Consider the following 24,595-nt stretch of genomic DNA (forward strand, 5'->3'; position numbering starts at 1 on the left):
TTCTTCCTTTCCCTTCAAAAAAATCTTGATTTGTTAAAAATAAAACCTAACTCTGCGCAATGACTTTTTCGCTAGCGGAGAATTGGATAAATAACTTAAAAAGATAATCGCAATGGCGCAACATCCAAATAAAAGCCATACGTTTGTAAAAGGTGTTCGAGTAAGGGAACTAGTAATAGGCTTTGTAATTAAAAGACTTGGTAGCGCCACCCCTAAAGAATTGCCAATTTGCTTACATGTCACCGCAATGGCTGCTGCCGTTCCTGACTGAGAAAATGGCATTCCTTCAATCGCTGTAATGGTAATCGGTGAATTTAACATCCCAAACCCAATGCCTAAAAAGATATAAATAACAAATAAAATAATCATAGGCGTTGTTTTAGTTACAAATAATTGTAAAAAGCTAACAGCCAACATTGAAATACCACAAAGCATAATAGGACGTTTCGTCCCTATTCTCCCTACCATTTCGCCGGCTCTCGGGGCAACAAGAAAACTAACAAAAGCCAAAGGAATGGTTGATAAGCCAGCTTCCAACGGGCTGAAGCCTCTCATTTCTTGCAAATATAGCGTGTTTAAAAATAAATAACCGTTATATATGATAAAGCCAAAAATAGCTAAAAAAGAAGCCGATGTAAAGGGAATAGATAAAAAGAAGCGCGGATTGATTAACGGATTGTCAATGTTATATTCATAAATAAAGAAAATAACAATGGCTAAGCAGCCGATTATCCCAGTACTTAAAATATCTGGCGCGAAAAGCCCTTTTCTAGGTAGTCCGATAATGGAATAGATAGAACTAAATAGAAAAAGAATCATCAATGCTTGACCAACAAAATCATTTTTCACCGTCTTCTCTACTTTTGACTCAGGTACAAACTTTTGTGTAAGGATGATTGCCGCAGCAATGATCGGTACATTGACAAAAAAGACATACCTCCAGCTAAAATAAGAAACAATCAGTCCGCCAATAATCGGGCCCATTCCTAAGGAAATCCCTGTAACAGAGCCCCACAAGCCAATTGCTTTCGCTCGTTCTAACTTTTCGGTAAATACCTGTGTAATAATAGACATTGCTACCGGATTTAACATAGAACCACCAATCCCTTGCAACATGCGAAACGCAATCAATTGCCCTGGGGTTTGCGAAATCCCACATAGGAAAGACGCTAAACCAAAACAGGCTAAGCCCAATTGAAGGACTCGTTTACGGCCAATTCGGTCTGCTGTAGACCCAGATAACAATAATAAGGATGCTACCATTAAAGTGTACCCATCTGTTACCCACTGTAATGTAGACAGATTCGTGTGAAAATCACTTTGAATGGATGGTAACGCCACATTGACAACCGTAACATCCATGGTCACTACAAACAAACTCATGCAACAAGTATACAAAATAACTTTTTTTCTATCGATCATAAAAACAGTCCTTTCTAGCAACTACATAAAACAGGAAAAGCAACAATGACACTTAAACTTCTAACGACATGGTTATCGCAAGTACTCACGTATCAACAGTTCTTTATATTCCTTGCCATTTAGTTATTTTATACTTAAAAAAGTAAATCTTTAGATAGCCAAACTATACACCAGAACCCCTTTAAATTGAACCGTAATAGATACGATTTATCGATTCTTAAGTTATTAAATAATTGAACATTCCGTTCAGAAATATCGAACAGTCCCATAATTGAGCATTTCTTTTAAACAATGAACAACAAAAATAGCCTTATCCGCAGCAGAAGTAAATCTAAGCGAATAATGCTATTTTTGTTAACTATTCCAAAGTAATTTTAATGGCTAAGTCTCTAGCAACTTTTGTAAAGTTGCCTTGATTTGACTAGGTTGGACAAAAACCGAACTGGAAACATTTCGGTATAAATAAAATTTTTGTTTTCGTTCAATCGGTAAAAAGAAGAGTTTAGAATCAATTTCCTGCAGTTGTTCTTTCCGAAGAGAGATCACCGCATAAACTCCTTTACTTTTTTCAATGAGACGAGTAAGCATCAACGTATCGTAGCAACAAACAAGCGGACTTGTTAATTGCAACATTTCTAGCACACTCTTGGTAGCTTCTAAATGATCTAAGTGATGAGGCAAAAATAGAAATGGATAGTTGGTCAAACAGATGAAGCCTTCTTCCTCAATTTCTTGTTTAATTTCTCTTGAAACACAAAGATACATTTTTAGTTCAATTAATTGTTCTTTCTTTAAAACTGGACTATTCACATCTGCAGAAGTAATCACAAAATCCAACTCATGATTCTCCAATTTATTCAATAACTCAAACGATGAACCATGGTAACATTCCCAAAAACGATTCAGTTGATCCTCATTTTCTGTCACTTTATACATCAAGGACGTATTTCCAAAACCTAAACGCATCACTGGATTCTCAATTATTTCATGCAGATTAAGTTTCATTTTCTTGGCCTCGTTTAAAATGATATATACAGATTGGACGATTTTATCACCATAGGAATTTAACGTCAAAGAATTCCCGTTACGGTCAAAAAGTAAATGGCCCAATTCACTTTCCAAATCTTTTAATGACGCACTTAAGGTTGATTTACTAACATGGAGTTCAGAGGCTGCTTTGGAAATACTATTATATTTTGCAATGGTATAAAAATATTCTAATTTTTCAATAGTCATCTTTTGTCATCCCTTTTATTCAAATTCATTTGCCCACGCAACCTGTTCAAAACACGCCTCACTCTTTATCAATAGCGTAGTTATTTTTGCTCTAATAAGCTATGTCCATCTTGTTATTTTTTTATAACTAATAGTAGATGAATATGAAAGTGCCTTTGGTAAAACTTTTTTTCGGAAATAGTACGAGCATTCGCAGTAAATTCAGCTTATCAAAAAAGGCGTCTAGCTTTTTCTATTTTACGCAAATTTACTTAAGAAATTCCATTTCAATTCTTTTCTAAAAAAGGTAAGATGGACACAACAAATGTTTCAGTTTCCATGCCCATTTACTTTAAGGTTCAGCGTTATCTACTAAGTATGAAGAATGTCAAAGAAAGGTTAGGTACTCCCAATGAAAATCAACTATTTAGGTACGGGTGCAGCAGAACGGATTCCAGGAATTTTTTGTAATTGTAAATTATGTAAGTACGCTCGAGAGAAAAAAGGACGAGAAATTCGTACACAAACTCAATTAATTATTGATGATGTCCTGCTGATTGATTTTCCAGGGGATTCTTATTTACACTTGTTGCAGTATGACTTGTGTTTTGCAGAATTTGACTCTTTACTAATCTCTCATTGGCATTCCGATCATTTTTACGGCGAGGATTTGGCTTATCGAATGTCTGGTTATGCATTAGATGTTCCCAATCGTTTAACTGTTTATGGAAATGAAGCAGTTAAGACGTTTTATCAGCGCGCCTTTGATTTAGAAGGTCGTCAAGACAATACCCGATTACATTATCAGGTTATTCAGCCCTACAAGTGTTTTACTATTGCGAACTATACGATTTATCCCCTTCCTGCACAACATGGAAATTTCAGTGAAGATTGTTTTATTTTCGTTATAGACGATGGTAAAGATGCTTTTTTATCCACCCATGATACAGGTTACTTTACGTCAGAAATGTTTGAATATCTTGAAAAGAGCCACTTACTTCTTAGTATTGTTTCTTTAGATTGTACTAGTCAAACAAACGAAACTGGCAATAGTCATATGAATTGGGAAGAAAATTTAAAATTAATTGCAGAATTAAAAGAAAGAAAACTCGTCACAGATAAAACGATTTACGTTGCCAACCATTTTTCTCACAATGGCGGCTTGTCTTATGCGGAGATGGCGGCTTTATCTCAAAAGCATGAAATCATTACGAGTTATGATGGTTTAGAAATACTAACTTAATCGGATTATTTGCCTTCTTTTCAGCACTATTATATGCTTTTAACCGATAATTACAAGGTGCTTTTATCGTAACTTACACTATCTTAAAAAACAAAAATACTCGAGATTTCCCGTGATTCTGGAAATTCCGAGTATTTTTATGGTTCTTTACGCTGCTGGCACAGCGGATAAACGTTTATTTTCTTCTTCATTCACTCGATTGACAATAAAGTTATAATTCACTTCATTTAGTCTTTGACCATGGTTTCCTGTTTGCTTAATGCCACCATTGGAATGAACACCAACTACTTCAAACTGATCATTATAGATTGGTGAACCAGATTGACCACCTGTTGTATCGATATCATAAAATAGTAATGGATTTTCTAAGTCTGTAAAGTTAGATGTAAACAAATCATTTTCATGAGACCATTGTGTGTGGTTTTTCTCACCTGGATAGCCTGATATTGTGACATGGGTATCTGAAGATTCAAACTTTTTCAAAACAAATGGCGTTAAAATTTCTCCCAACTCTGGGCCATCTGGACGATCGTTTTGTTTGCCGACAGTCACGACCGCAATATCCGCATTCGGGGAAAAAGTTACATCAATCACTTTGAATTTGCCAAATGGTGTCGCACTGCCATCTCGACCTGGATAAAACCAAGCATCATCTTTGGCATTCGGATTTAATACTTTGGCATTCTTAAAACTTTCAGCCACATGATTATTGGTGACAATTGTATTAGTTCCAACAACAAAGCCTGTTCCTAAAGAAATATAGCCTGGTTTACTGGCAGGGGAAATGATTCTTCCGATTGACGCAAAAGGCGCTTCGGTTGTATCTGCCACTTCTTGTCTTCTGTCTTCAGGGTCCAGTAACGATCTTTTTTGTCGTGAATGACTTTCGGCAGGAACGATATACTCTTCTGCATTTGCAGAGAGGCTAAAACCGGCTATCAAAGTTACTAAAATCAGAAACAAAAAACCAGCACTAATTTTTCGTATGGAGAACTTTTTCATAAGATTATGCCACTCCTTATCCATTTTTATTTAATTGGGGAATTTTTTTCATTCATTGACCAGAACAGATTCACTTGGTTGGTTTACTTGAATATCCTCTTTAGCTCCGATTCCAGCAGAGTTAAAGGCTGCTGACACCACTGAAGCTGCTTCATCGCCATATTGAACTTTTGCAGCAGCAAGCATCGCATCACGAGCATCACTGAATTGTGCTTTAGGTGTTAAGTAATTTACTAACGAGCTGTAGAAAATAGTCTGTGCTTTTTCAATGCCTAAGTTCTGGATAATGGTGTAACCAATCCGATTAATAATTCCACTATTATAATGAACACCGCCTTGATCATAATAAGGCGTTCCTTTATACCGTGCTCGATCGTCGTATTGAGCCATGGTTTCTGGTTGTCCGTGTTTACTTGGCGTTTGTAAATTTCGAATACCTGTTTTTCGGTCAACACTCTGAGTATCCGCACCAATTTCTGGATTAGATGCACCCGAAATAATATAACCCATCAAATCAGAATAAGATTCATTCAACGCACCTGATTGTCCTAAATATTCTAAACCGGCAGTATGTTCCGTCACACCATGTGTCATTTCATGACCAACTACATCTAAAGAGGAAGCATACGTTTTTCCTGTCGGTGTACTTGTTTCACCATAACGCATTGCTTTTCCATCCCAAAAAGCATTGTCATAAGCATCTGGATGTTGTTCATCAACAACTGACAAGATGGGCATCCCTCGATCATCAATACTGTGTCGTTGGAAATGATCTTCATAATATGTTTTCACAAATTTTCCATGCGTATAGGCGTCAACAGCATTCTGATTTAATGTCGCTAGTGATGGTGCTTGAATAATAGAATAATTATTTTTGCCATCAACTACTGCATGGTAAACCCCTGTGTTATCCGTTCCGTGTAAAGCAATTCCCGTATTGTTTTTTTCAACTGGCACATTAAACGCTACTTGAAAAGAGTTTTTTAACGTTACTTCACTACCGACATGTTCCGTTAAATCTTGTTTTTCCATAATTGTTCCATCTGTAGCATTTACTTTATAAACCAATGATATGGGGTCACCAGTTGGCGAAGAAGTTACTCTGACTTTATAAAATAATTGCCCTTCATTATTTACACGTTTGTCAATAGCTAAAAAGACAAGATCTTTATTTTCCGGATTATCAGAAGCAATAATTTTTTTAACTCCTTCTTCACCGATTGCATCAACCGATTGAATTTTCACTACTTGATCAACTGGATTTCCTGTAACACTTGTTACTGCACCGTTTTTATCTAAATGAATAATCACATTATCTGAATCAACAGTAACGCCTTCCGTTTGCTTTTCTAACTTAAGATGCTTCATCCCCCACGCATCTTCTTTTCGATCTACAACCGTATATTGTTCAGCAGCTGCCTCAGAAATTGCCTCCTTTTCCAACTTCGATAAAACTGTTGAAACTTCACTTTCTGAATAAACTTGTTCTTCTGCTGCTACAAAAAGTGAAGAAAATAGACATGAACTTCCAACAAAGATGCCTGTACCTAAAATGTATAAAATTTTATTTCCCTTCATCAAACGATTAACTCCTTCCCCAGTTTCCTTTTATTTCTTTTCCCAACAAAAGTATTGCTTTATCTTCCCTAATCTTTCCCGTTAAACGACCGCCCCTTTCCCTGCGTGAATATTTTGTTGCTATTTTCATTATAGATAACTACCTAACCGGCACTATCTAAATTCCTTAATTAGCCGACATTTTTCCCTGTATTGCCCCTCATATCTCAATACCATAGCAAAAAAGTTGTTAACAAATTCATTCGTTAACAACTTTTTTACTATTATGATTTTTTTCAATAATTAAATGTTGAGTGACCGCTCCTTCATTGAAGGACGTTTGCAAATCAAATTGATCTGAAAAATCAACAATTTCTTTTACATATAACAATCCCCAACCGTGCTCTTCAGGGTTACTTTTAGAGCTAAATTTGGTTTTCTTCATAACCCTAAAATCAAATTCGGCTTGGACACTATTTGTTATCACAAACTCTTGTGTTTCATTTTTATTGAAAATTGAGATAGCGAACATTTTCAATTCTGATTTTGCACTGTTTTCAATCGCGTTATCTAACAGAATAGCCAACAAACGAATCACAACCACTAAGTCGATTGATGTATCAAGAATAAATACTTCTGGCACATCAACAATCACTTTTAGTTTTGCTTGCTTTGCGGTATGAATTTTCATACTTATGAGTGCCTTAAGTTCCATATTTTTCAAACGATTTAACTTCATAAGTTCAAATTCTTCATTATCAATAATTTTTTTGGTTGGTGCAATCGTTTCTTCATAAATTCTTTTGATTTCCAGAATATCTTCGTATGAAATAGCAATTTGTAAACTATACAATAAATTTTTATAATCATGACGAAACATCGCTAGCTCTTCGTTAATGGATTCTATTTTTTCAGTATAAATCGTTAAATTATTCAATAATTGAGTGTTGATACGTTGTTCTTCCAAATAAGCTTCAATGACTAAGCCAATCAGAATTAAAAATAAACCTACACTTATTAATAACTCCAATTTAGAACTATTTACCGTGACAAATCCTCGCATAAAGTCAGGTGAAATCTCTGGCGAAATCAAAAACACAAAAAGTAACAACAGAATCAACAATAAAAGTAAACAACCAAAAAAAATTCGGCTATTTTCTAACACACGATTTAATCTTAAAAAAACACTATTGGGAATTTTTAAAGCAATCCAGATATTTATAAGCAACAGAAGAACATTTGAGGCAATCCATAATAATTTATTTTGATAAATCTGTTGAAAAAAAACACTTAAAATCGTTTGCTCCGTGTAATTGATAAACGAAACCATAAGCAATGTAAAAACGGATAAAAATATCGCTTTAAAAATTGAGAACCTCTTTTTGTGAATGAGTAAAAATCCTGTAAAAACAACGACTGTCAGCGCATAAATCAACCAAGAGTAGCCCAACATTAATGCCGCAAACGAACAAAGATTAATGACAATAAGCAATGAAAGTAACGGTATTTTACATTCAATCTTGATCAATGTTACTCGTAAAAAGACAAAAACGATAAAGCTAGATGCCAGCAAAACGTTAGTAGCTAATAACGACAAAATCATTTTTCAATATTCTTTTTAGGTTTTTCAGTTTGTCCCATCCATTGTCCAAATATATTGGGCGAATTTTGATTTAATCTAGGCTTAGTTCCCACACCATCACTGACTTTTGCAACTCTTTTTTCAATAACATTTTTAATTATTTTTTTACCAAATTTCATAAAAACACTTCCTTCAATTAAATTTTTTGTTACAGGGAGTATCATCAGACCTTGGATGACGAGACCGTAGAGTATTACTGAAGCAATCTTTTCTTTGACAAACAGACTACATAAAATAAGTAAACACACCCTTATAAGGCTTTGCTTTTTGAGCACGTTTAAATCAGATGGCTGAACAGGTTCAATTGCTGTTCCTTGTGGCGCATACCAATAAAATAATACGACTAAGAGGCACATCAATAGAATTTTATAAATAAACGGTAAGCTCACAGAAGAATTTTTCAATACAAATGGTATGGCAACATAGATAACAATGCTTTCTAGACGACAGAGCCATTTGGTTTTTGCATGCCAGCCACCTGCGACAGGCCGTAAAAAAATCAGTACGACGTATACAATAAAGGTTTCGCTTAACGTCCCAAATAAAACTGATAAAATCAGAATCATCAGAAAATTAAATAAGCCAGAAAAATAAACGGTTAGATAATACTTTGTCCATTGTGTTTTTCCTGATTGATCTTCCTGATCCATATCCATAATATTTTTTAGAATCCAATCGATTAGCATATCGCCCTCCTCTTCAAGTATTGCACTAAATTATAACGAATATAGCGACTAATAGATAGATAATTCCTTAATTAGTCATTATCCCTCCCTAAGTAAGAAACAGCGCCTTAACCTGAGTATAATATCTTCTTGAGACTGGTACTTCCGTTCCGTCTCTCATAGTTAAAAGATGCGTTTTATAATTTAATTTTGACGCATATTTTTTATTAATGATGATTGATTGATGGACTCTAATCAAATCTGGATGCAGTTGTTCAATTTTTGATAACGTTCCATAAAATTCTCTTTTAAAATTTTTACCAACCATTGACACACGATGATCGTATTCCGTTTGAAAGAAATAAATATCATTAATATCCATTTTTATAGAAGACGCTTTTAAGTTAATGATAATATATTCACTTTTTGTCTTTATATTTTCTTTTTGTTGAATATATGCATCGACACATGTTTCGACCTCTTTTTGGAAATCTAGAAAATCCACGTTCTTTTGAATAAATTGAAGAGCTGAAACCATATATTTGTAGGAAGTTAAAACTAATTCTGTGTGAGTAGAAATAAATACAATCAGACTTTCACTGTCTGTTTTTCTGATTTCTTTGGCAACCTCAAATCCTGCCTGGATATGATTGTTCATTTGAATATCTAGGAAAAAGATATTTAGTTGGGCGTCCTGGTGTGCCACTTGTAATAATTCATCTGAACGTGAAAATAAATGGATTGTTTCATTATAAATATTTCTTGAATGTAGGATATTTGTTACCAATGCTTCTAACGCTTTTGCTTGAATAATTTGGTCTTCTAATATATAAATAGCCATTTGTTCACTCATCCCTTTCTCAAGAAGATATAAAATTACACAACAAAAGACAAATGATTATAATGTTCAATCAATTTATACACCAATAAAAGAGATAAAAAATTGATTGTCTGTTAGTATATTCACATAAATTTAGTATAGCGATTTCAGTAGTTTCCTGCAAACAAAAACATAAAATAACAAAGCATCAAGAAAGAGTACTTTGGACTATTCATCTTTTACTAACGAATCATGAGGACTATTGTCTCTTCGTTGATGAAAAACAAAGAATCAACCGCCAAACTGTTCTTGTCATTTTATACATGACAAAATCAATTCATTGGTCGATTCTGGTTACTTTAATTTGTTAGTTCACACATGGATCATTGTGCTAATTTTTTACTTAAACATCCACACTTCTTCCTGTTGAATGAGTCGATTAAGCGCCAATGTAGGTCACGCCACTACTATAAGCAATTACATTAGGTAAGACACGATACGAAATCGTTTGATCATTGATGACATTGCTTTCAGAAATAATGATTCCATCAGAAGTGACCGCTTCAACAAAAGCAACATGTCCATATTGATTATCTGCGCCAGCAACTCCTGGTTGGAAACTAATCGCACGACCAGCTTTAGGCAATGAACTAACTTGATAGCCTAATGCACGTCCTTTTCTTCCCCAGTCACTGCCATTTCCCATAAATTCATCCATAGAAGTGCCCAACTGTTTGAAACGATTATAGACATACCACGTACATTGGCCCACGGGATAGCTACCACTCCGATTATAATTGATCCCATCATAGACTGGAAAATGCATTTGTTGCTGTTCCGCTTCCGACAGCTCATTTTTAGATTGGATAATCAAACCGTCCACTGTTTTTGGTAAATCAAATTGCGTTAAGTTATAAACCGCAATTAACGAATTTAATTTATTATCGTATTGCTTGTCTGTTGCATATTTACCTGTTAAAAAACGTGTTGCTTGAAGGTAGTTTTTGGCTTCCGAACGCCACGCTGGTTTATAAAAATCTTGATTTCCGTCAATCCCTTGTCGGAATAATTGAACATAATCTTGCAGTGAGTCATTATAGCCACCGTAATCGCGAAACCCAGCGGAAATTGTATAAAGTTGGCCCCTCTGATCAGCCTCTTTTGTTGAAAAGCTAACACTATTTCCTTGGAACGAACCTTTCACGCCAAAGAGATTATAATAAGGTTCTTTGGCTAGTTGACTTTCGCCAGAGCCACTTTCTAAAATAGCCTGAGCTATCATCACTGATGCAAAAACATCGTATTTTTCACCAAGTTCTCTGGCTGTCTCACCAATTTTTTTAATAAACGCTGTGGTTTGTTCTGACTTCTGCATTTCAAATGACGCACCATATGTTGCTAAAACTTCTTTGCCATACTCCGTTAATGTGAACTCCTTAAAAGGATTAGTCACTACCAAGCGTATTTCCTCTTTTGAGTCTGGTTGTTGTTTGGCAGTATAGATATTCTCTAACTGACCAATTACTTCTGGTTTCTCTTTAGAATCCGCTTCCGCTGCGGCAATTAAATATTTTCCTTGGCCAAGATAAACACCATTTTGAAGCGTTTTTCCTTCAGCTGTTTGCCAAAAAATCAGATCACCAGGTTCTGCCTCCTCTATAGAACGAGCTTTACCAAATGTCATTTGTTCTTGTGGCGTACTGCCAATGTCTATTTTAAATAATTGTTGGTAAATTTTTTGGGCAAGGAAACTACTGGTCAATGCTTGCTCCGTCAAATTAAATTCTTTTTTTGTTTTCCCAACGTGTCTTAATGCTTCAGCCACCACAACTGCCCGTTTCTTTTCGCCAAAAGACGACAACAGTGGAAGTTCGTAGCCTTTTAAATTTGAAGAAGCTATTTCATCTACTTTGAGGGACGGATTTAACGATACAGCCTGATTTTCTTCAACAACGTTATTGGTGGCTTCAGGAACTTGAATAGGTTCTTCAGGTTCTTGCTTGGTCACAGGAACTTGTGGTGGTTGCGATTGTTCAACAGGCTGCGTGATTTCTGATGATACCGTTGGCTCTGTAGGTTCTTTTTTTGTTTCAGAACTAGTATTTGTGGTTGTCGTTTCTGTCGTTGACTGACTCGTTGATTCGGTAGTCGTATCGGTAGAACTACTTGATTCAGATGACGAACTACTAGTGGACGTTGTCGATGTAGCAACAGTTGTTTCGGTTGTATCGGTTACTTTTTCTTCCGAAGTAATTGTCGTCGCTGAGGACAGAGCTATTTGTAGCGAGCTACTTGGTAATTCTGCAGCCAACGTAACAACTGGAGCGACTTCCAAACTTAGAAGAACGAGAATACTTGTTAAAACAAGTAGTTGATTCTTGATTTTCTTTCTTTTCATTCGTAAAAATCCTCTCCTATTACTTACTTGCGCATTTGCACACTGTTTTTGTACAAATGCGCCTTGTAAATTAATGATACGCTAATTTTGGTCTTTTTTATTTTTGAAGAATAATTTTCCTAAACCAATACTTACTATCAATAGAAAACCACTGATTGACCAGATTGGCGAAACAACTTCATTTGCTTTTGGCAAAGTACCAGAAGTGGTGGTTTTCGTTGTCGTTCCACCTGCTGCTGTGCCCTTTCCTGGACTGGTTACGCTACCAGTCCCGCTAACCGTGCCATGATTTCCATTGTTGCCTGTAGAGTTGCTACTGATTGGCTCTTCTGCCATTGCTTCAATGGCTTGTGATAAAATACTTAAACATTTATCCACAGCTTCTTGCGTCGCATTTGGGTCCTCAACAAGTGCTTTTGCTTGTTTAATTGCTTCAGCTAAAGCTTCTTGCGATGCTTTTGTAAATTGTTTTCCTGCTTTAGGTTTCAATGTTTCTGCTTTTTGAAGCAGTTCTCTCAACTTTGTTTTATCCGCTTGAAGGACTTGTTCCTCTAAACTATCCAAAGCAGTTTTTACATTTTTTTCAGCAGTATCAATTTGTTCTTGCCGAGCATTTTTATCAGCTAAAATCCCTTCCGCTTGGTCAATTGCTTCAGTTAAGCGCGCTTTAGACTCGCTGGTAAATTCTTTTCCGGCAGATGGTTTGATTGCTTTTGCTTTGGCTATCATTGCCTCTAAGGCTTTTTTATCTGTAACTAACGCTTCTTCTTGTAACCCATCGATGGCACTGGTTAATTCAGCAACCGCTTCATCAATCATTTTTTGATTAGCTGCTGGGTTTTCCAATGTGTTTTTAGCTGCTAAAAGCGCTTTTTGTAAATCTTGTAACGAGGAGGCAGTAAATTGGTGCCCTTCACTTGGAGTGACTTGCTGCGCTCGTTTGACAACTTCTTGTAATTGGTCTTTATTTACAAGTGGTACTTCTTTTAATTGAGCCATTGCAGTTTCCAATGCGTTTAGAGCCGCTGAGACTTCTTCTTTTGTCGCCGTTTCTTTCGCTACGATTGCTTCAGCTGCTTGAATTGCTTCTTGCAATTGTTTTTCTGTTTCTTTTGTAAATTGGTATCCTTCTTCCGGCTTTCTTCCTCGGGCTTGAGCGATTTTCTCTTTTAAGGTTTCCTTATCAACGGCGACGGGTTGTTCTTTTAATTGTGCAATTGCTTCACGCAATGTTTTAGTCGCTTGGTCTATTTCTTCTTGGGTAACTTTTTCTTGAGCAAATACTTTTTGAGCTGCTGCTAATGACTCTTCGAGAACTTTTTTAGTTTCTTCGGTGAATTCTTGCCCATCACTTGGTTTCTTTGTTAGCCCCTCTTGAATTGCTTTTTCTAAATCAGCTTTATTCGCTACATCAGGCATTTTTTCCAACTGTTCTACAGCCTTTTCTAGATTTTCCACAGCAGCAGAAACGTCTGTCTGTGTGGCTTGCTCATTGGCTAGAACAGCTACTGCCTCATCTAAGATTGGTTTAAAGATTGCCCAAGTTTCAGGTGTATATTCTTTTTCGACACGTGCTTGATTTAGCGTAATTAGCGCTTGTAATAACTCTTTATCTACTAGCTCTGTTGGCTTCACTGTTACAGAAAAATCTGAAAGTGTGGCTTGTTGGAATCCTTGGCCCACTAATAAGCCTTGACTCATATCAAATTGTAATGACTGCTCAACAGTTGTCGCACGTTTTACGCGAGTTGTTTCTTTTACTTTAACTTTAAAGGTAACTAAGTCCATTGAACCATTTAACAATTGTTTATTTCCTTGATTACTAAGAACTAAATATAGATTCTCCACATCATTTGAATGTTTCCGATATTTAGAATAATTTTCCATTTGTTTTGTATTATTCGTGGTTGCAGGCTGACCGACAAGTTCAAATTTGCTAGAATCAAAGGACATTTTTGTGCTTAACGCATTAATGTTTTTTAAGTCTTGACCTTTAAGTGTAAAGGTTAATGTATCGCCAGGAAGATAGGTAGCCTTGCCATTTTCATTAACCACAGCAAGAGATAAACCGCCCGCAATTTCTTCGACATCAGGTATTTCAATCCCACCATCTAATTGTCGTAAAACATAACTGATATCATAAGCATCAATTACCCCATTTTTATTTAAATCGCCTTTTTCAACATAGCCATTAAAATCACTGTCCACCGATTCTAAGCCTGTATAGTTTCGATAACTCATTGCATCATTTTCATCAATCGTTCTATCGTTAGTAATGTCTCCATGTAAGATTCCTTCTGTTCCTGGTTGTTTGTAAAAGAGCATCTCACGACCAGAGCCAAAATTACCCACCGATTTTAATACCTTCATTTCAACAAAACGATACGCTTGGTCCTTCGTTTCAATGGTTTTTGTCAAAGCATCTTGCTTCCAGTTAATAGGTTCTGAAAACTCTGTCCAATTAGCTCCATCTTTCGACGTCCGATACTGGAGCTGCAAAATATTTCCGTTGCCGGCATTGTCTCTTGGCAAGTATTCAATTTTATCCATTTGATACTCCGCACCAAGATCAAATTTTAAAGTCAAGAAATTCCCATCACTTGGATTAGCGATGCCGGTTGACCAGTTCGTATGCCAACCTGTACTTAAATCTTTATCCGTTAATTTCTTCAATTCTGCGCCTGGTTGTTCTGGTAAATTACTTGTTGCTTTGACTTGATTAATTGTTTCTTTATAGGGATCATCTTGTGTTTTCCCTTTAATCGGTTCACTCCATTCAGAGACCCCATTTTTTCCAACAGCTCGAACTCGAAAAGTATGTTCGCTTAGGAAGGAAAATCCATCAAATGTTGCTGTATTCGTTTGAATATTTCCGAAAACAGTCCCGTCACGCTCTACTTCATAGCTTGTTGCCTCAGTTACTTGATCCCATTGAAGAGTCAAAGAAGATGGCGTTGTTTTTTCTTCATTGATTGCGACATTTGCCGGAATAGTTAACTGGTCATCGACCGTTGTATTTCCTCCATCAACCGTTCCTTTATTAATGAAACCTTTGACAGTTATTTGAACATCTTTGGCGGTCACAGATTGTTTCGCTAGTTTTACTGATAACGCTGATTGGTTCAGTTTTTCTCCTGAAGCTTCAGAAAGATACTGATTCACTTGGAATTCTTTATCAAAATAATATAGATTTGTGCCAGCTAAAAATTCTTCTTTATTAGCTGCTTCTTTCAAGGTTACTTCTGTTCCCCCCACCATTGCTGTTACACTTTCGGGTGCTTCTGAAGCTAGCAAATCAAGCGTGGTGCTTCGTTCATCAACAAAGCCTTTGTAACTTCCTTTTGTCGGTTCGATAGTAACGGTCAGATCCCCTTTTTCGTTTGATTTAGGGCCTTGACTATTTATTTTAGTCGTAGCTGATTGCCCAGCTTCATAACTAGTTGAAATTCCGTCATCTTCATACATATTAAAAGAAGTGGCGCCATTTGGATAAATCAAGAAAGATCGTTGATCCCGTTGGATTTCCTTTGGATTGTTGTTTGGATTCGTCATTGGGATAATACTGCCATCTTTGACGAAAACGGGCACCTTCCAGAGCGGTGTTTTTACTCCATTTAAGACACGGCCACCTTGATATTTTTCGCCTGTAAATAAGTCAACCCAGACTTGTTTTTCATCTGGTAAATAGATTCCATCACGGATTGAATTTCCTGCCTCATCTTGATTGCCATTATAAATTGGGGCAACGAGTAAATTGGGTCCCCACATATATTGGTATTGAGAATCTTTTGTATATGCTGTTCCTTCATTAGGAAATTCTAAAGCCATAGCCCGTACCATTGGTAGTCCATCAACTGATTCCTTGGCAATACTGTAGTTATAAGGCATCATCATTGATTTTAATTTTAGATACGCTCGGTTCAAATCTGTGGCTTCTTGATCAAAAGCAAATGGCGTTTTCGGATTGGAGCCCCAGCCGTCCATATTTAGCTGTACTGGTGTAAAAGTTTTCCATTGGAAATCACGTATGTTGACCTCTTTATTTTTTCCACCAAAAATTCCATCCATATCTGAACCAACATTTGGTTGGCCAGACAATGAAGTCCCGATATATGTTGGGATATGGAAGCGAATATATTCCCATTGACCACCCGTTTGATCGCCTGTCCAAATACCAGCGTGCCGTTGGGTTCCGGCCCAACCATCTAATGAAACAATCATCGGACGAACTGCGCCGTCTGTTTCTTTTACAAAAACATTTGCAGCATCTTCTACACCATTTAAGCCAAAGGAATACCCATACCCGACCCACGCCACGTCAGTTTTGAGGGCTTTAACACCAGCGACACTAACTTCTTTCGCAATATCCCGTTCTCCTTTTTTAGGATTTTTAGGATCCGCTGGATGGAGATTAGATTGGGTCCACAGCCCCACTTCAACACCATTGGCTTGAGCATACTCTGTAAATTCTTTTAAGTTTTGTACATCGCCGTCCAATGAATCTGTTTGGCCATAGCCAGCACCGTAGCCGTCATTTGGCAAGAACCACCCTAACGGCATATCGTTTTTCTTATATCGATCAATAACTGCGCGTGCAGAAAATTGATAATTCTCTTTTTCTCCATTTAAAGATTCTAGCTTGCCATTTAAGTTTCCTAGATCGCCTGGTTGGTATTCTTTGTAAAAATTACCATCTTCAAACTTAACTGCTCCCGCGGTTCCTTCTGCTACTTTCACCCAATAGTCCCGATTATACGCGTTTAAATGTGCTTCATAGAACCCGTATTCTGGCATCAAAGCTGGTTTCCCGGTTAATTCATAGTAATCTTTTAAAATACCTGCTGAGGAATCATTAAAGAAATAAAAAGCATCAAAATCTGTTCCTTCGTGCGTTGTTGTGGTTGTTTGTGGATCATGACTTCCAAAATCATAGTTGCCAGGTTTCCATGTATTTCGAACAACGCCATACCCTGCAGTTGACCAATAAAATGGGTTAGGCGATGCTACTCCGCCATCTACCCAATTGTTCGTATTGACAATCTGGATAGCTGTTCCTTTGTGCGTAAATCGACCATTTTGAGTTCCTCCGCCAAAATAATTTTCTTGACTACTTTGTTTTAACGTTTGTGTAGCTTTATCATTTTTAAAGAATAGCGGAGCGGTTTCTTCTAAAATGACTTGATTCTTTTTCTTGTCTAGAACCTTCATTAAAGCGCTTTCTTTTTCGAATATAATTTTTAAACCATTATTTTCTAGAGTAAATTGGTTTCCTGAATCTGTGACGTTCGTTTGCTCAAAGGCTTGTGTGCCATAGTCGGCCATTGTTTTAGCCGTAATTTTCGCAACATGCTTTGGATCATTTGGCGTTGGATATTCTTCAAATTTACCAGTTGGATCTAGATGATAGCGAAAAAGATGGTCGTTTAAAATACTAATTTGTGCTTTTTTTCCAGAAGCATACGTAATGACAAAGTTTTTCTCCGCTTTTTCAATCGACACAATTGCTCCGACTGACGTTGCTGAATCAGCTACGTCTTCTTTTGCTGTTTGCTCTTGCGCATCAACCACTTGAGAATCCATCGTAACAAACGAATGGAACGCCAATACAGACGAACTCACTAATAAAAATGTCAACCAGTGCTTTTTACCGTAAATTTTTTTACCCTGATACTCTTTGTTCATTTTTTCCTCCTTAAAATTGCTCCCCATAGAATAGTTCCGACACAATTACTCGCAAAATCCAAAACCCAACAAAGTTTTATCCAGATGAAAAGTCATAACGATTTTCTTAGTTTACTGAGACTGTTAGAAAGTCAGTTTCAGTAACCCCTTCATAAACACATCCTTTCAATAAATTATTAAATGAAAACAATCTATTTTCATCTTATATAAAAATTTTAGTACAGAATCACAATTTCCCGATGAATGCGTTTTCATTTATTGACTACCAATTTTTCACTTTTTTAATAACATAATTATCGTATGATGGTTTTTTTGTGTTTGTCAACGGTTAATTATAGCAGCCACCATTAACAAGTATTAACCCTTGATAAACCTGTTAATTCACTTATAATGATGATTTTATTGCGAAAATATTTACATCAGAAAAAGAAAGACTTTTTCAAAAATCTAATACCTGTTACTCAACTTTAGTCTATTTAAAAATAATCAACACCCTCCTGCTCAGCAAGAGGGTGTTTAATAATTGTTTTTAGTGATTGATTTGACTTGCTGGTGTGAAAAGCAAACTAATGATGATGCCAACTATCAGTACCGCTAGCAATATAAAAATTAACTTTCCAAACCGGTGATAGGGATTGATCGAAAGCCCAATTCCATAAACTTTTGGAACCCACAAAGGAGGTGTTGGATTATCTTTTTGATCTTTATAGGCTATCTTTAAAATCTGCCACGCAAAATACAACAATGGTAAAACCATAATTACCCCAACTATACCTAGCCATTTTGCTAATGAGTCACTAGTATGCAAAAGACTGATTGTCAGAATTGGTACAAACAAAAGAATAAAGCTAATTGTGGCTCCCACTTGTGCTTGTTTAAGCAGTCGTCTCTCACGGAGAGTAAGATTCGCAAACATTCCATCCATCCTTTCATGGTTTTCAGATTAAATCAACGAATCACTAAAAAACTAAATTAACTGCGAAAATCAATGACCATTCGCCCGCGAATTTTTCCTTGTTCCATTTCTTCAAAAATAGCATTAATTTCTTCTGGTTGGCGTGTTTGACAAACAGGAACAACTTTTCCTTCTGCACCGAATTGGAAAGCTTCGCTTAAATCTTGACGGGTTCCAACTAACGATCCGACTACGTGAATGCCATCAAGAACAAGACGTGGAATAGATAAATCCATTGTCTCAACAGGCAATCCAACGGCGACAACCGTTCCTCCCGCACGGACTGCATCGACTGCGCCATTAAATGCTGATTTAGCTACCGCAGTGACTACTGCTGCATGGACACCACCAATTTCTTTTTGAAGTTGTGCAGCAAAATCAGGATCTTTAACTGAACTAATTAAAAGATCCGCACCCATTTCTTTCGCAAAAGCTAACTGATCATCATTCACATCAACAGCTACCACTTTGGCATTAAAGACATGCTTGGCATATTGTAAAGCTAGATTACCTAGCCCACCTAATCCTGAAATCATTAGCCATTGACCTGGACGAATCCCAGATTCTTTTATCGCTTTGTAGGTTGTTACCCCTGCACAAGTAATAGAGGAAGCTGGCTCTGATGCTAAATTTTCTGGCACTTTCACTGCATAACCGTCTGTGACGATGCATTCTTCGGCCATGGCACCATCAACTGTATATCCAGCATTTTTTACTGAACGACAAAGCGTTTCTCGACCAGAAGTACAATATTCGCAATGCCCGCAGCCTTCATAAAACCATGCAACAGATGCACGATCACCAATTTTTAAACTAGTAACGTCTTTTCCAACCTCCGTCACAATCCCAATTCCTTCGTGACCTAAGGTACAACCGCTAACATCGCCAAAATCTGCATTCTTAACGTGTAAATCCGTATGACAGACACCACAGACTTCCATTTTCAACCGCGCTTCATTATCTTTCAATGGACGCGATTCTTTTTCAACAATTTTTGTTGTTTTTCCTTTTGCTGCGACAATTGCTTTATACATGGTTCTTTCCTCCTTGTTTCTATTGTGAATCATTGAACAATAATAGTATAATACTACTTTCCAAAATAAGGAACACCAATGACTTGCGTAAATTAACGCTAATTTGACAGTTTATCCTTGCTAGACAGCCCTTCTTCCCTTATGTCATAGATAATTCATACTGGCATGATTTTTTCTGCATAATTGTCAACTATTTTAAAGGCAGGTTTTACAACCTCATTTTTCCCTTCTTTTTTCCCAAGATATAGCAGACGGTACCTAAAATAACTAGAATTAAAAAGGCCATGAGGTACTTAAGCCAGTGAAGGTTTTTGGCTTTATGATCAACAGAACGCTTATTATACTGATCAGCTTGCTTCTTGTTTATCGTGAAATCTTTTGAGAACGTCCAGCTCCCCTCATGGTTTTTCAACTTAATGGTATAGGTATAGTCTCCAGGTTTAAACGAATCTTTCAGTAAAATAGGCAGATCAAACCTTGTGTTTGGTGCAAAACTAAGATTATTTTTCTTTTCGTGAATGATCATTTTGTTTGTTCCTTTTTCTTTAACAAAAAAATCTCCTTCGACTTTTGACAATAACTTCCGCTGTGGATTTTTAATTTCCATCGAAACAGTATTGTGGCGGTTAATTTGCCCAATTTTAACAGAACCACTTTCCAATTTTGCAGGTATGGTCTCTGCTGTTTCATTCACCCGAATAGCAATCGTATGCATATAAACATTTTGAATCCCACCCTTGCTTTGGTCCCCAGCTATCTCTACAGGTCGAATCGTCACTCCACCTAATAAAATTCCTGAAAATAACTTTTCTGGCATCGTTATTTGAAAATCAATCGTTTGTGATTGTTTACCAGGAACACTAATGTCCTTCCTATTGGGACTAATCAAATCACTAAGTACCAAACTCATCGATGGATCTTTTTCAAAGCTACTTTTTGTATAGTCAACTATCCCATTACTATTTGTTGTTGCTGTATTTACCTGAACTTTAAATTTTTGAGGGTTCGGCGTAGTATTGGTTATCGTTAATTTGAATGTATCTTTTTGTTTCGGAGTTAATGTCATATCAAAAAAATTACTGGTTTTGTTATTTTGAGTTGCTCCGAAAACGGGTGTGACTGTATACGCATTCGCATTGTCAATTGTTGCTGAACTATTGGTATTAGACGGCTCTGCCCAGGCACGCATCGCTCCACCTGAACAGAGAATAGTCAATATAAAAAGTATCTTTAAAATTCTTTTCAATTTATCTGCCTCGTTTTCTTACATCGTTTTATGTTAAATTCTTAGGCGGGTGCTCCATCGATGGCATTCCAGACGATGGTCCCAGAGTAGGTATTTGCAGCAATACTTTTAGGTATATTTAACGTTGCATTTAAATCGGCTGTCGTGACAGTGTCTGATAAACGGATATCACTTTTATCTAGCGAAATAATGGTTGAAGCATCTGTGGTTAAATCAACGCCCGTAAAGGTACCTTTTTCAGAAGATCCGTCAGGTTTTTTAGTGTCTAAATGAAGTGTCATTCCGTCTAATCCAGTGACACCTTTTCCTTTATCTTCTAAATTCGCTGTCAGATACCAACCTGTATTCGTTGTCCCACGATTATCATTAATGATAAGTTGCGACTTGCTTTGATCTGGTTGCGTATGATCTTGGCCGTCTTTTGTCACCGTCCCAAAGTTAATTTGTGCTAATGGTGTAATGGTTAATCCGCCACCCAAAACCGACACATTCGCTGTAGTAGTGGCATTATCAGCTGCATTCACAGTTTGTTGTCCAATTAAAAAAATCCCCGTTCCTAAAGTGACAGTTAAACCAATTATTTTTTTATTCATTATTTTTCCTCTTTTCTTTATAAAGTCCAATGATTAATGTACTTCCGAGTACCACGATTCCTAAAAGCGTCTCTTGAGACGTAATCTCGTTTGTTTTTGGTAAAAAATTAGGTTGTCCTCGTGAAGTTGGCATATCGTTAGTCTGCGGTATAAGCTCATTGGGATGCGGAACAATATCCTCACTCTCTTTCACTATTACCATGACTTTTGTGTCAGCTTGTGCGTCAGTTGTCTTGTCTTCAGCTTGTGCTTGAATTGGCAAACCGAGAATAAAGGCAACAAACAATAAATCATAGATAAACCATTTCACAGCTATTCCCTCTTCCCTTACGGTGTTGCTTCTAAGTTCCAAATTAACTGAGCTTCATATTTATCAGCAGGTGTGACTTTTGAAATAGTTAATGTGGGCAATAATTGTAATTTCGTCAAAACTTTTTTATTTTTGATAGATTGGTTACTTACGCCAACTACTAATTGTTGCTCATCGTTAACCATGATATTTTGCTCAGTTGTTACATAATCGACTGACTTTGGATTTAGCGTGAGATCAAGCCCTGCGTCTTTCCACGCTTGTGTTTTCTGATCATTTAAATTATAGGCTACTTCAAGCTGCCAGCCAGTTGTCCGATTAGGGTCCCCCGTATCTTCAATGTTCATCTCACAACTTTTTAATGTCTGTGTTTGATCTTGGCCATTAAATTTTACGTTCTCAAAAGGCATTAGTTGTTCAGATAAGTGATAAAAGTCTAGACGATTAGAGTAATAGTAGGTCCAATCAACGGTAATACTTTTACTAAAACCTACTATTTTAGAGATATCATAAGTAATTCTATAGACGCCCGCTACTTCATCGTTTACCTGATCAGGCGTATAGCGAATCGTTATCTTGTTATAAGGAATAGACTGCCCATCATTATCTGTTGCACTATCAAAAAGACGCTTTGGATCGAAGGGCGTTCCCACAGAAAAGCTGCCGTTATGTGCACCAATATGAGCTGAAGAGGGAATGACTTCTAGCGTAGTCTGCGCCTCTAATCCTAGGTATTTATAATCAATTTCATATTTACCAACCACTTTTGTATCCACCGTATCTACTGGAACCTTTTGCTCTCCGTCCATTTTATATATGGTGACACTTACGTCTCGAAAATCACCTTTTTTACCGTCTGGTGTTTGTAGGCTAGTCACTTCACTTTCTGGTTGCCATTGAGTATATTGATAAACCGTATCTTGAGATTTAACTTTAATTTGCGCTTGATCAATGTGCACAGCTAAACTTTTCTCATTTGAGTAGCTTTTAGATGTATCATCAACATCAAGAATTTTAAATGTTAATGTGTAATCTCCTGAAGTTGGTAAAGCATCTGCTAAACAGTTAAAACTAACGCAATCATCTGTGACTGGTAAATTTTTTAAATCCTGCTCCCCAATTTTATGAAAATCAGTTTGAGCAGCACCTGAAATTTTTTCTTCAATCTGAACTTTTCTAGTTGTCGGAGCCTTAACGGTTAGTTCTACTGGTATCTTTTGTTGCGGGTGAAATGTTGTTTGACCTTTAACAAAAGCTGCCTTTTCTAAACTTGGCACTTGGTATGGATCTGTTGTGACGCGCATATATGTTTTATCTGTGGGCTCTGAAGAATCCGTTCCTGGCGGGTTGACTAACGGCAGCCCACAACCATCTTTGCCACTAAACAAATAAGTTGTTAACCCGTTTTGTTGTTGTGAAGTGACATTCACATTGGCCTTAGGATCAACTGTGTGAGTATGAAAATTAACTACGCGCGCAAACCGTTGAGCAACATACCCATCTGTCCAATTAAGCGGATTGTCTTGTCTTTGGTTCATCGTAAACTTTGGTGATAAAAAATCCCCTGGTAACATCGTTTTGCTTTCAGGTATTTCAGGATATTTAGAGGCATCTTGGGTATTGTAATTGGATAATGGATTGTCTTTATCGCCGCTGTCCCATGGCGAGATATAAGAAGACCAAGTAGCCACTTTTCCGGTGATTCCAGTGATAATTTGATGATTCAAATTACTTGGATCATGATTTGCTGCTGCCGCTAAACTTGTCGCACGTAACCACATATCCGGACTAAGCAATATCCAATTATGATTAACCGTATTCGTTGTATCTGATTCGTAAGTTCGACCAAAAAAATCTGCCGACAACGAAAATTGATCACTTTCAGTGCCATCCGACAAAACATTTGATACTGGTAAGCGATGTTTCGTTAAATTTTTATTGAGGGAATAATCCTTTGAATCGCCATCCTTCATTAAAGTAGCTACATCTAAATCAAAATGAAGTTCAAATTTTATGGCCGATTTGTCAGGTTCATTTTTCCAAATTTCATAAAGTTTAGTAAAAGAAAAATTAATAGTGTCCCCACGTTCACAAAACATCACCTGATGCTCAGTATCAATTCCGCTATAATCTTGATCAGGATCACCCCATCCTGGTGAACCATCTTCTGAAGAACCGTTAAACGTCCGCATTCCTTTTGTGTTAACAATTGGTATCTGTGTGTTTTTTTCTCCACTAATTGAATAAAAATTTTCTGGATTATCCGCATAAGCCTTGTCATAAGCCGCTTTAAAATTATCTGCACTTATATTTTCTGGCAAATGAAACATCAGTCCATATTGCATTCCAACAGTACCAAAAGAAAGAAACTTCAATGCTTCTGTTTGAGAAGTGTCCACTGTTCCATATAATTTTACGTGTAATTTCCCTCCAAATGATCCATCTGGACCACCACCTCCGTCATGGCTTATCTCCATTCCATAAGGTAAATCAGTTCTCAAATCAATGGCTATCCCTCCCGCTTGATAGAGCGAAGCTGCCTCGCATTCTTGAAAGTGCAAGCTCAAAAAACAAGAAATCGTTACCAATAGTAGACAAGAGTAAAAGAAATAAGCAATGCTTTTTTTTCTTTTGTAGGTTGGCATTTTAATTTTTAATTGTTCGTTGATTTTTTTCATTGCTTACTCACCTTGACCTTTTTTGGAATTAGAAACTAAATAATAATTATTCTAACTACTGCTAGCTTATCAACATTGAAATTGCTTTGCCACACACAATTAATGTATAAGGCTGTACATTAATTGTGATGGC

16 protein-coding genes are annotated in these 24,595 nt (G+C 36.7%); 1 reads left to right on the forward strand and 15 read right to left on the reverse strand.

Features of this window, described 5'->3' with window-relative positions:
* Positions 1–33: 33 nt before the first annotated feature.
* Both MKZ30_RS07765 and MKZ30_RS07770 read right to left on the reverse strand, forming a co-directional pair.
* Positions 34–1,422 (reverse strand): MFS transporter, encoded by a 1,389-nt coding sequence (locus MKZ30_RS07765; protein WP_256891523.1) that lies wholly within the window; start codon positions 1,420–1,422, stop codon positions 34–36.
* Positions 1,423–1,803: 381 nt separating this feature from the next.
* Complete coding sequence (locus MKZ30_RS07770) at positions 1,804–2,658, reverse strand: LysR family transcriptional regulator (protein ID WP_033601045.1); 855 nt, start codon at positions 2,656–2,658, stop codon at positions 1,804–1,806.
* A 391-nt stretch (positions 2,659–3,049) separates the two neighbouring features.
* On the opposite strand from MKZ30_RS07770, the gene MKZ30_RS07775 reads away from it, so the two are divergent.
* Entirely contained in the window at positions 3,050–3,880 is an 831-nt protein-coding gene (locus MKZ30_RS07775) for an MBL fold metallo-hydrolase (protein WP_002419889.1), read from the forward strand.
* 147 nt (positions 3,881–4,027) lie between these two features.
* On the opposite strand, the gene sprE is transcribed toward MKZ30_RS07775, so the two are convergent.
* The 13 genes from sprE to MKZ30_RS07840 all read right to left on the reverse strand — a co-directional run bounded on the left by sprE (position 4,028) and on the right by MKZ30_RS07840 (position 24,462).
* Complete coding sequence (gene sprE / locus MKZ30_RS07780) at positions 4,028–4,882, reverse strand: serine proteinase SprE (RefSeq protein ID WP_080279991.1); 855 nt, start codon at positions 4,880–4,882, stop codon at positions 4,028–4,030.
* 48 nt (positions 4,883–4,930) lie between these two features.
* Positions 4,931–6,463, reverse strand: coding sequence for a gelatinase GelE (gelE, locus tag MKZ30_RS07785; protein WP_080120424.1), 1,533 nt, complete (start codon positions 6,461–6,463; stop codon positions 4,931–4,933).
* Between the two features lie 235 nt (positions 6,464–6,698).
* Entirely contained in the window at positions 6,699–8,042 is a 1,344-nt protein-coding gene (fsrC, locus tag MKZ30_RS07790) for a sensor histidine kinase FsrC (RefSeq protein ID WP_033601042.1), read from the reverse strand.
* The gene (gene fsrB / locus MKZ30_RS07795) at positions 8,039–8,767 is read right to left on the reverse strand and encodes a quorum-sensing system protein FsrB (protein ID WP_016626960.1); all 729 of its coding nucleotides are present in this window, start codon (positions 8,765–8,767) and stop codon (positions 8,039–8,041) included. Before fsrB ends, fsrC begins: the two co-directional genes overlap by 4 nt.
* 88 nt (positions 8,768–8,855) lie before the next feature.
* On the reverse strand, positions 8,856–9,587 hold the full coding sequence (gene fsrA, locus MKZ30_RS07800) for a response regulator transcription factor FsrA (protein ID WP_073340375.1): 732 nt from the start codon (positions 9,585–9,587) through the stop codon (positions 8,856–8,858).
* Positions 9,588–10,005: 418 nt separating this feature from the next.
* On the reverse strand, positions 10,006–11,964 hold the full coding sequence (locus tag MKZ30_RS07805) for an amidase domain-containing protein (protein WP_033601041.1): 1,959 nt from the start codon (positions 11,962–11,964) through the stop codon (positions 10,006–10,008).
* An 81-nt stretch (positions 11,965–12,045) separates the two neighbouring features.
* A complete protein-coding gene (locus MKZ30_RS07810; RefSeq protein WP_249958751.1) occupies positions 12,046–17,673 on the reverse strand; it encodes a TIM-barrel domain-containing protein in 5,628 nt (1,875 codons plus the stop codon).
* Positions 17,674–18,175: 502 nt separating this feature from the next.
* Entirely contained in the window at positions 18,176–18,571 is a 396-nt protein-coding gene (locus tag MKZ30_RS07815) for a hypothetical protein (RefSeq protein WP_002408845.1), read from the reverse strand.
* A gap of 47 nt (positions 18,572–18,618) precedes the next feature.
* The gene (gene adhP / locus MKZ30_RS07820; RefSeq protein ID WP_033601039.1) at positions 18,619–19,635 is read right to left on the reverse strand and encodes an alcohol dehydrogenase AdhP; all 1,017 of its coding nucleotides are present in this window, start codon (positions 19,633–19,635) and stop codon (positions 18,619–18,621) included.
* 208 nt (positions 19,636–19,843) lie between these two features.
* Positions 19,844–20,824 carry a WxLIP family cell surface protein gene (locus MKZ30_RS07825; RefSeq protein WP_033601050.1) on the reverse strand — a complete coding sequence of 327 codons (981 nt, stop codon included), beginning with the start codon at positions 20,822–20,824 and terminating at the stop codon, positions 19,844–19,846.
* Between the two features lie 98 nt (positions 20,825–20,922).
* Positions 20,923–21,474: a WxL domain-containing protein gene (locus MKZ30_RS07830; protein ID WP_002398386.1), complete on the reverse strand. Its 552-nt coding sequence runs from the start codon at positions 21,472–21,474 to the stop codon at positions 20,923–20,925.
* Positions 21,467–21,826, reverse strand: coding sequence for a hypothetical protein (locus MKZ30_RS07835; protein ID WP_033601038.1), 360 nt, complete (start codon positions 21,824–21,826; stop codon positions 21,467–21,469). The genes MKZ30_RS07830 and MKZ30_RS07835 overlap by 8 nt, the downstream gene beginning before the upstream one ends.
* Positions 21,802–24,462, reverse strand: a complete 2,661-nt coding sequence (locus MKZ30_RS07840; RefSeq protein WP_033601037.1) for a bacterial Ig-like domain-containing protein — start codon at positions 24,460–24,462, stop codon at positions 21,802–21,804. The genes MKZ30_RS07835 and MKZ30_RS07840 overlap by 25 nt, the downstream gene beginning before the upstream one ends.
* Positions 24,463–24,595 lie beyond the last annotated feature (133 nt).

The sequence above is a fragment of the Enterococcus sp. LX10 genome, assembly GCF_023539285.1.
Taxonomy (GTDB): Bacteria; Bacillota; Bacilli; order Lactobacillales; family Enterococcaceae; genus Enterococcus; species Enterococcus faecalis.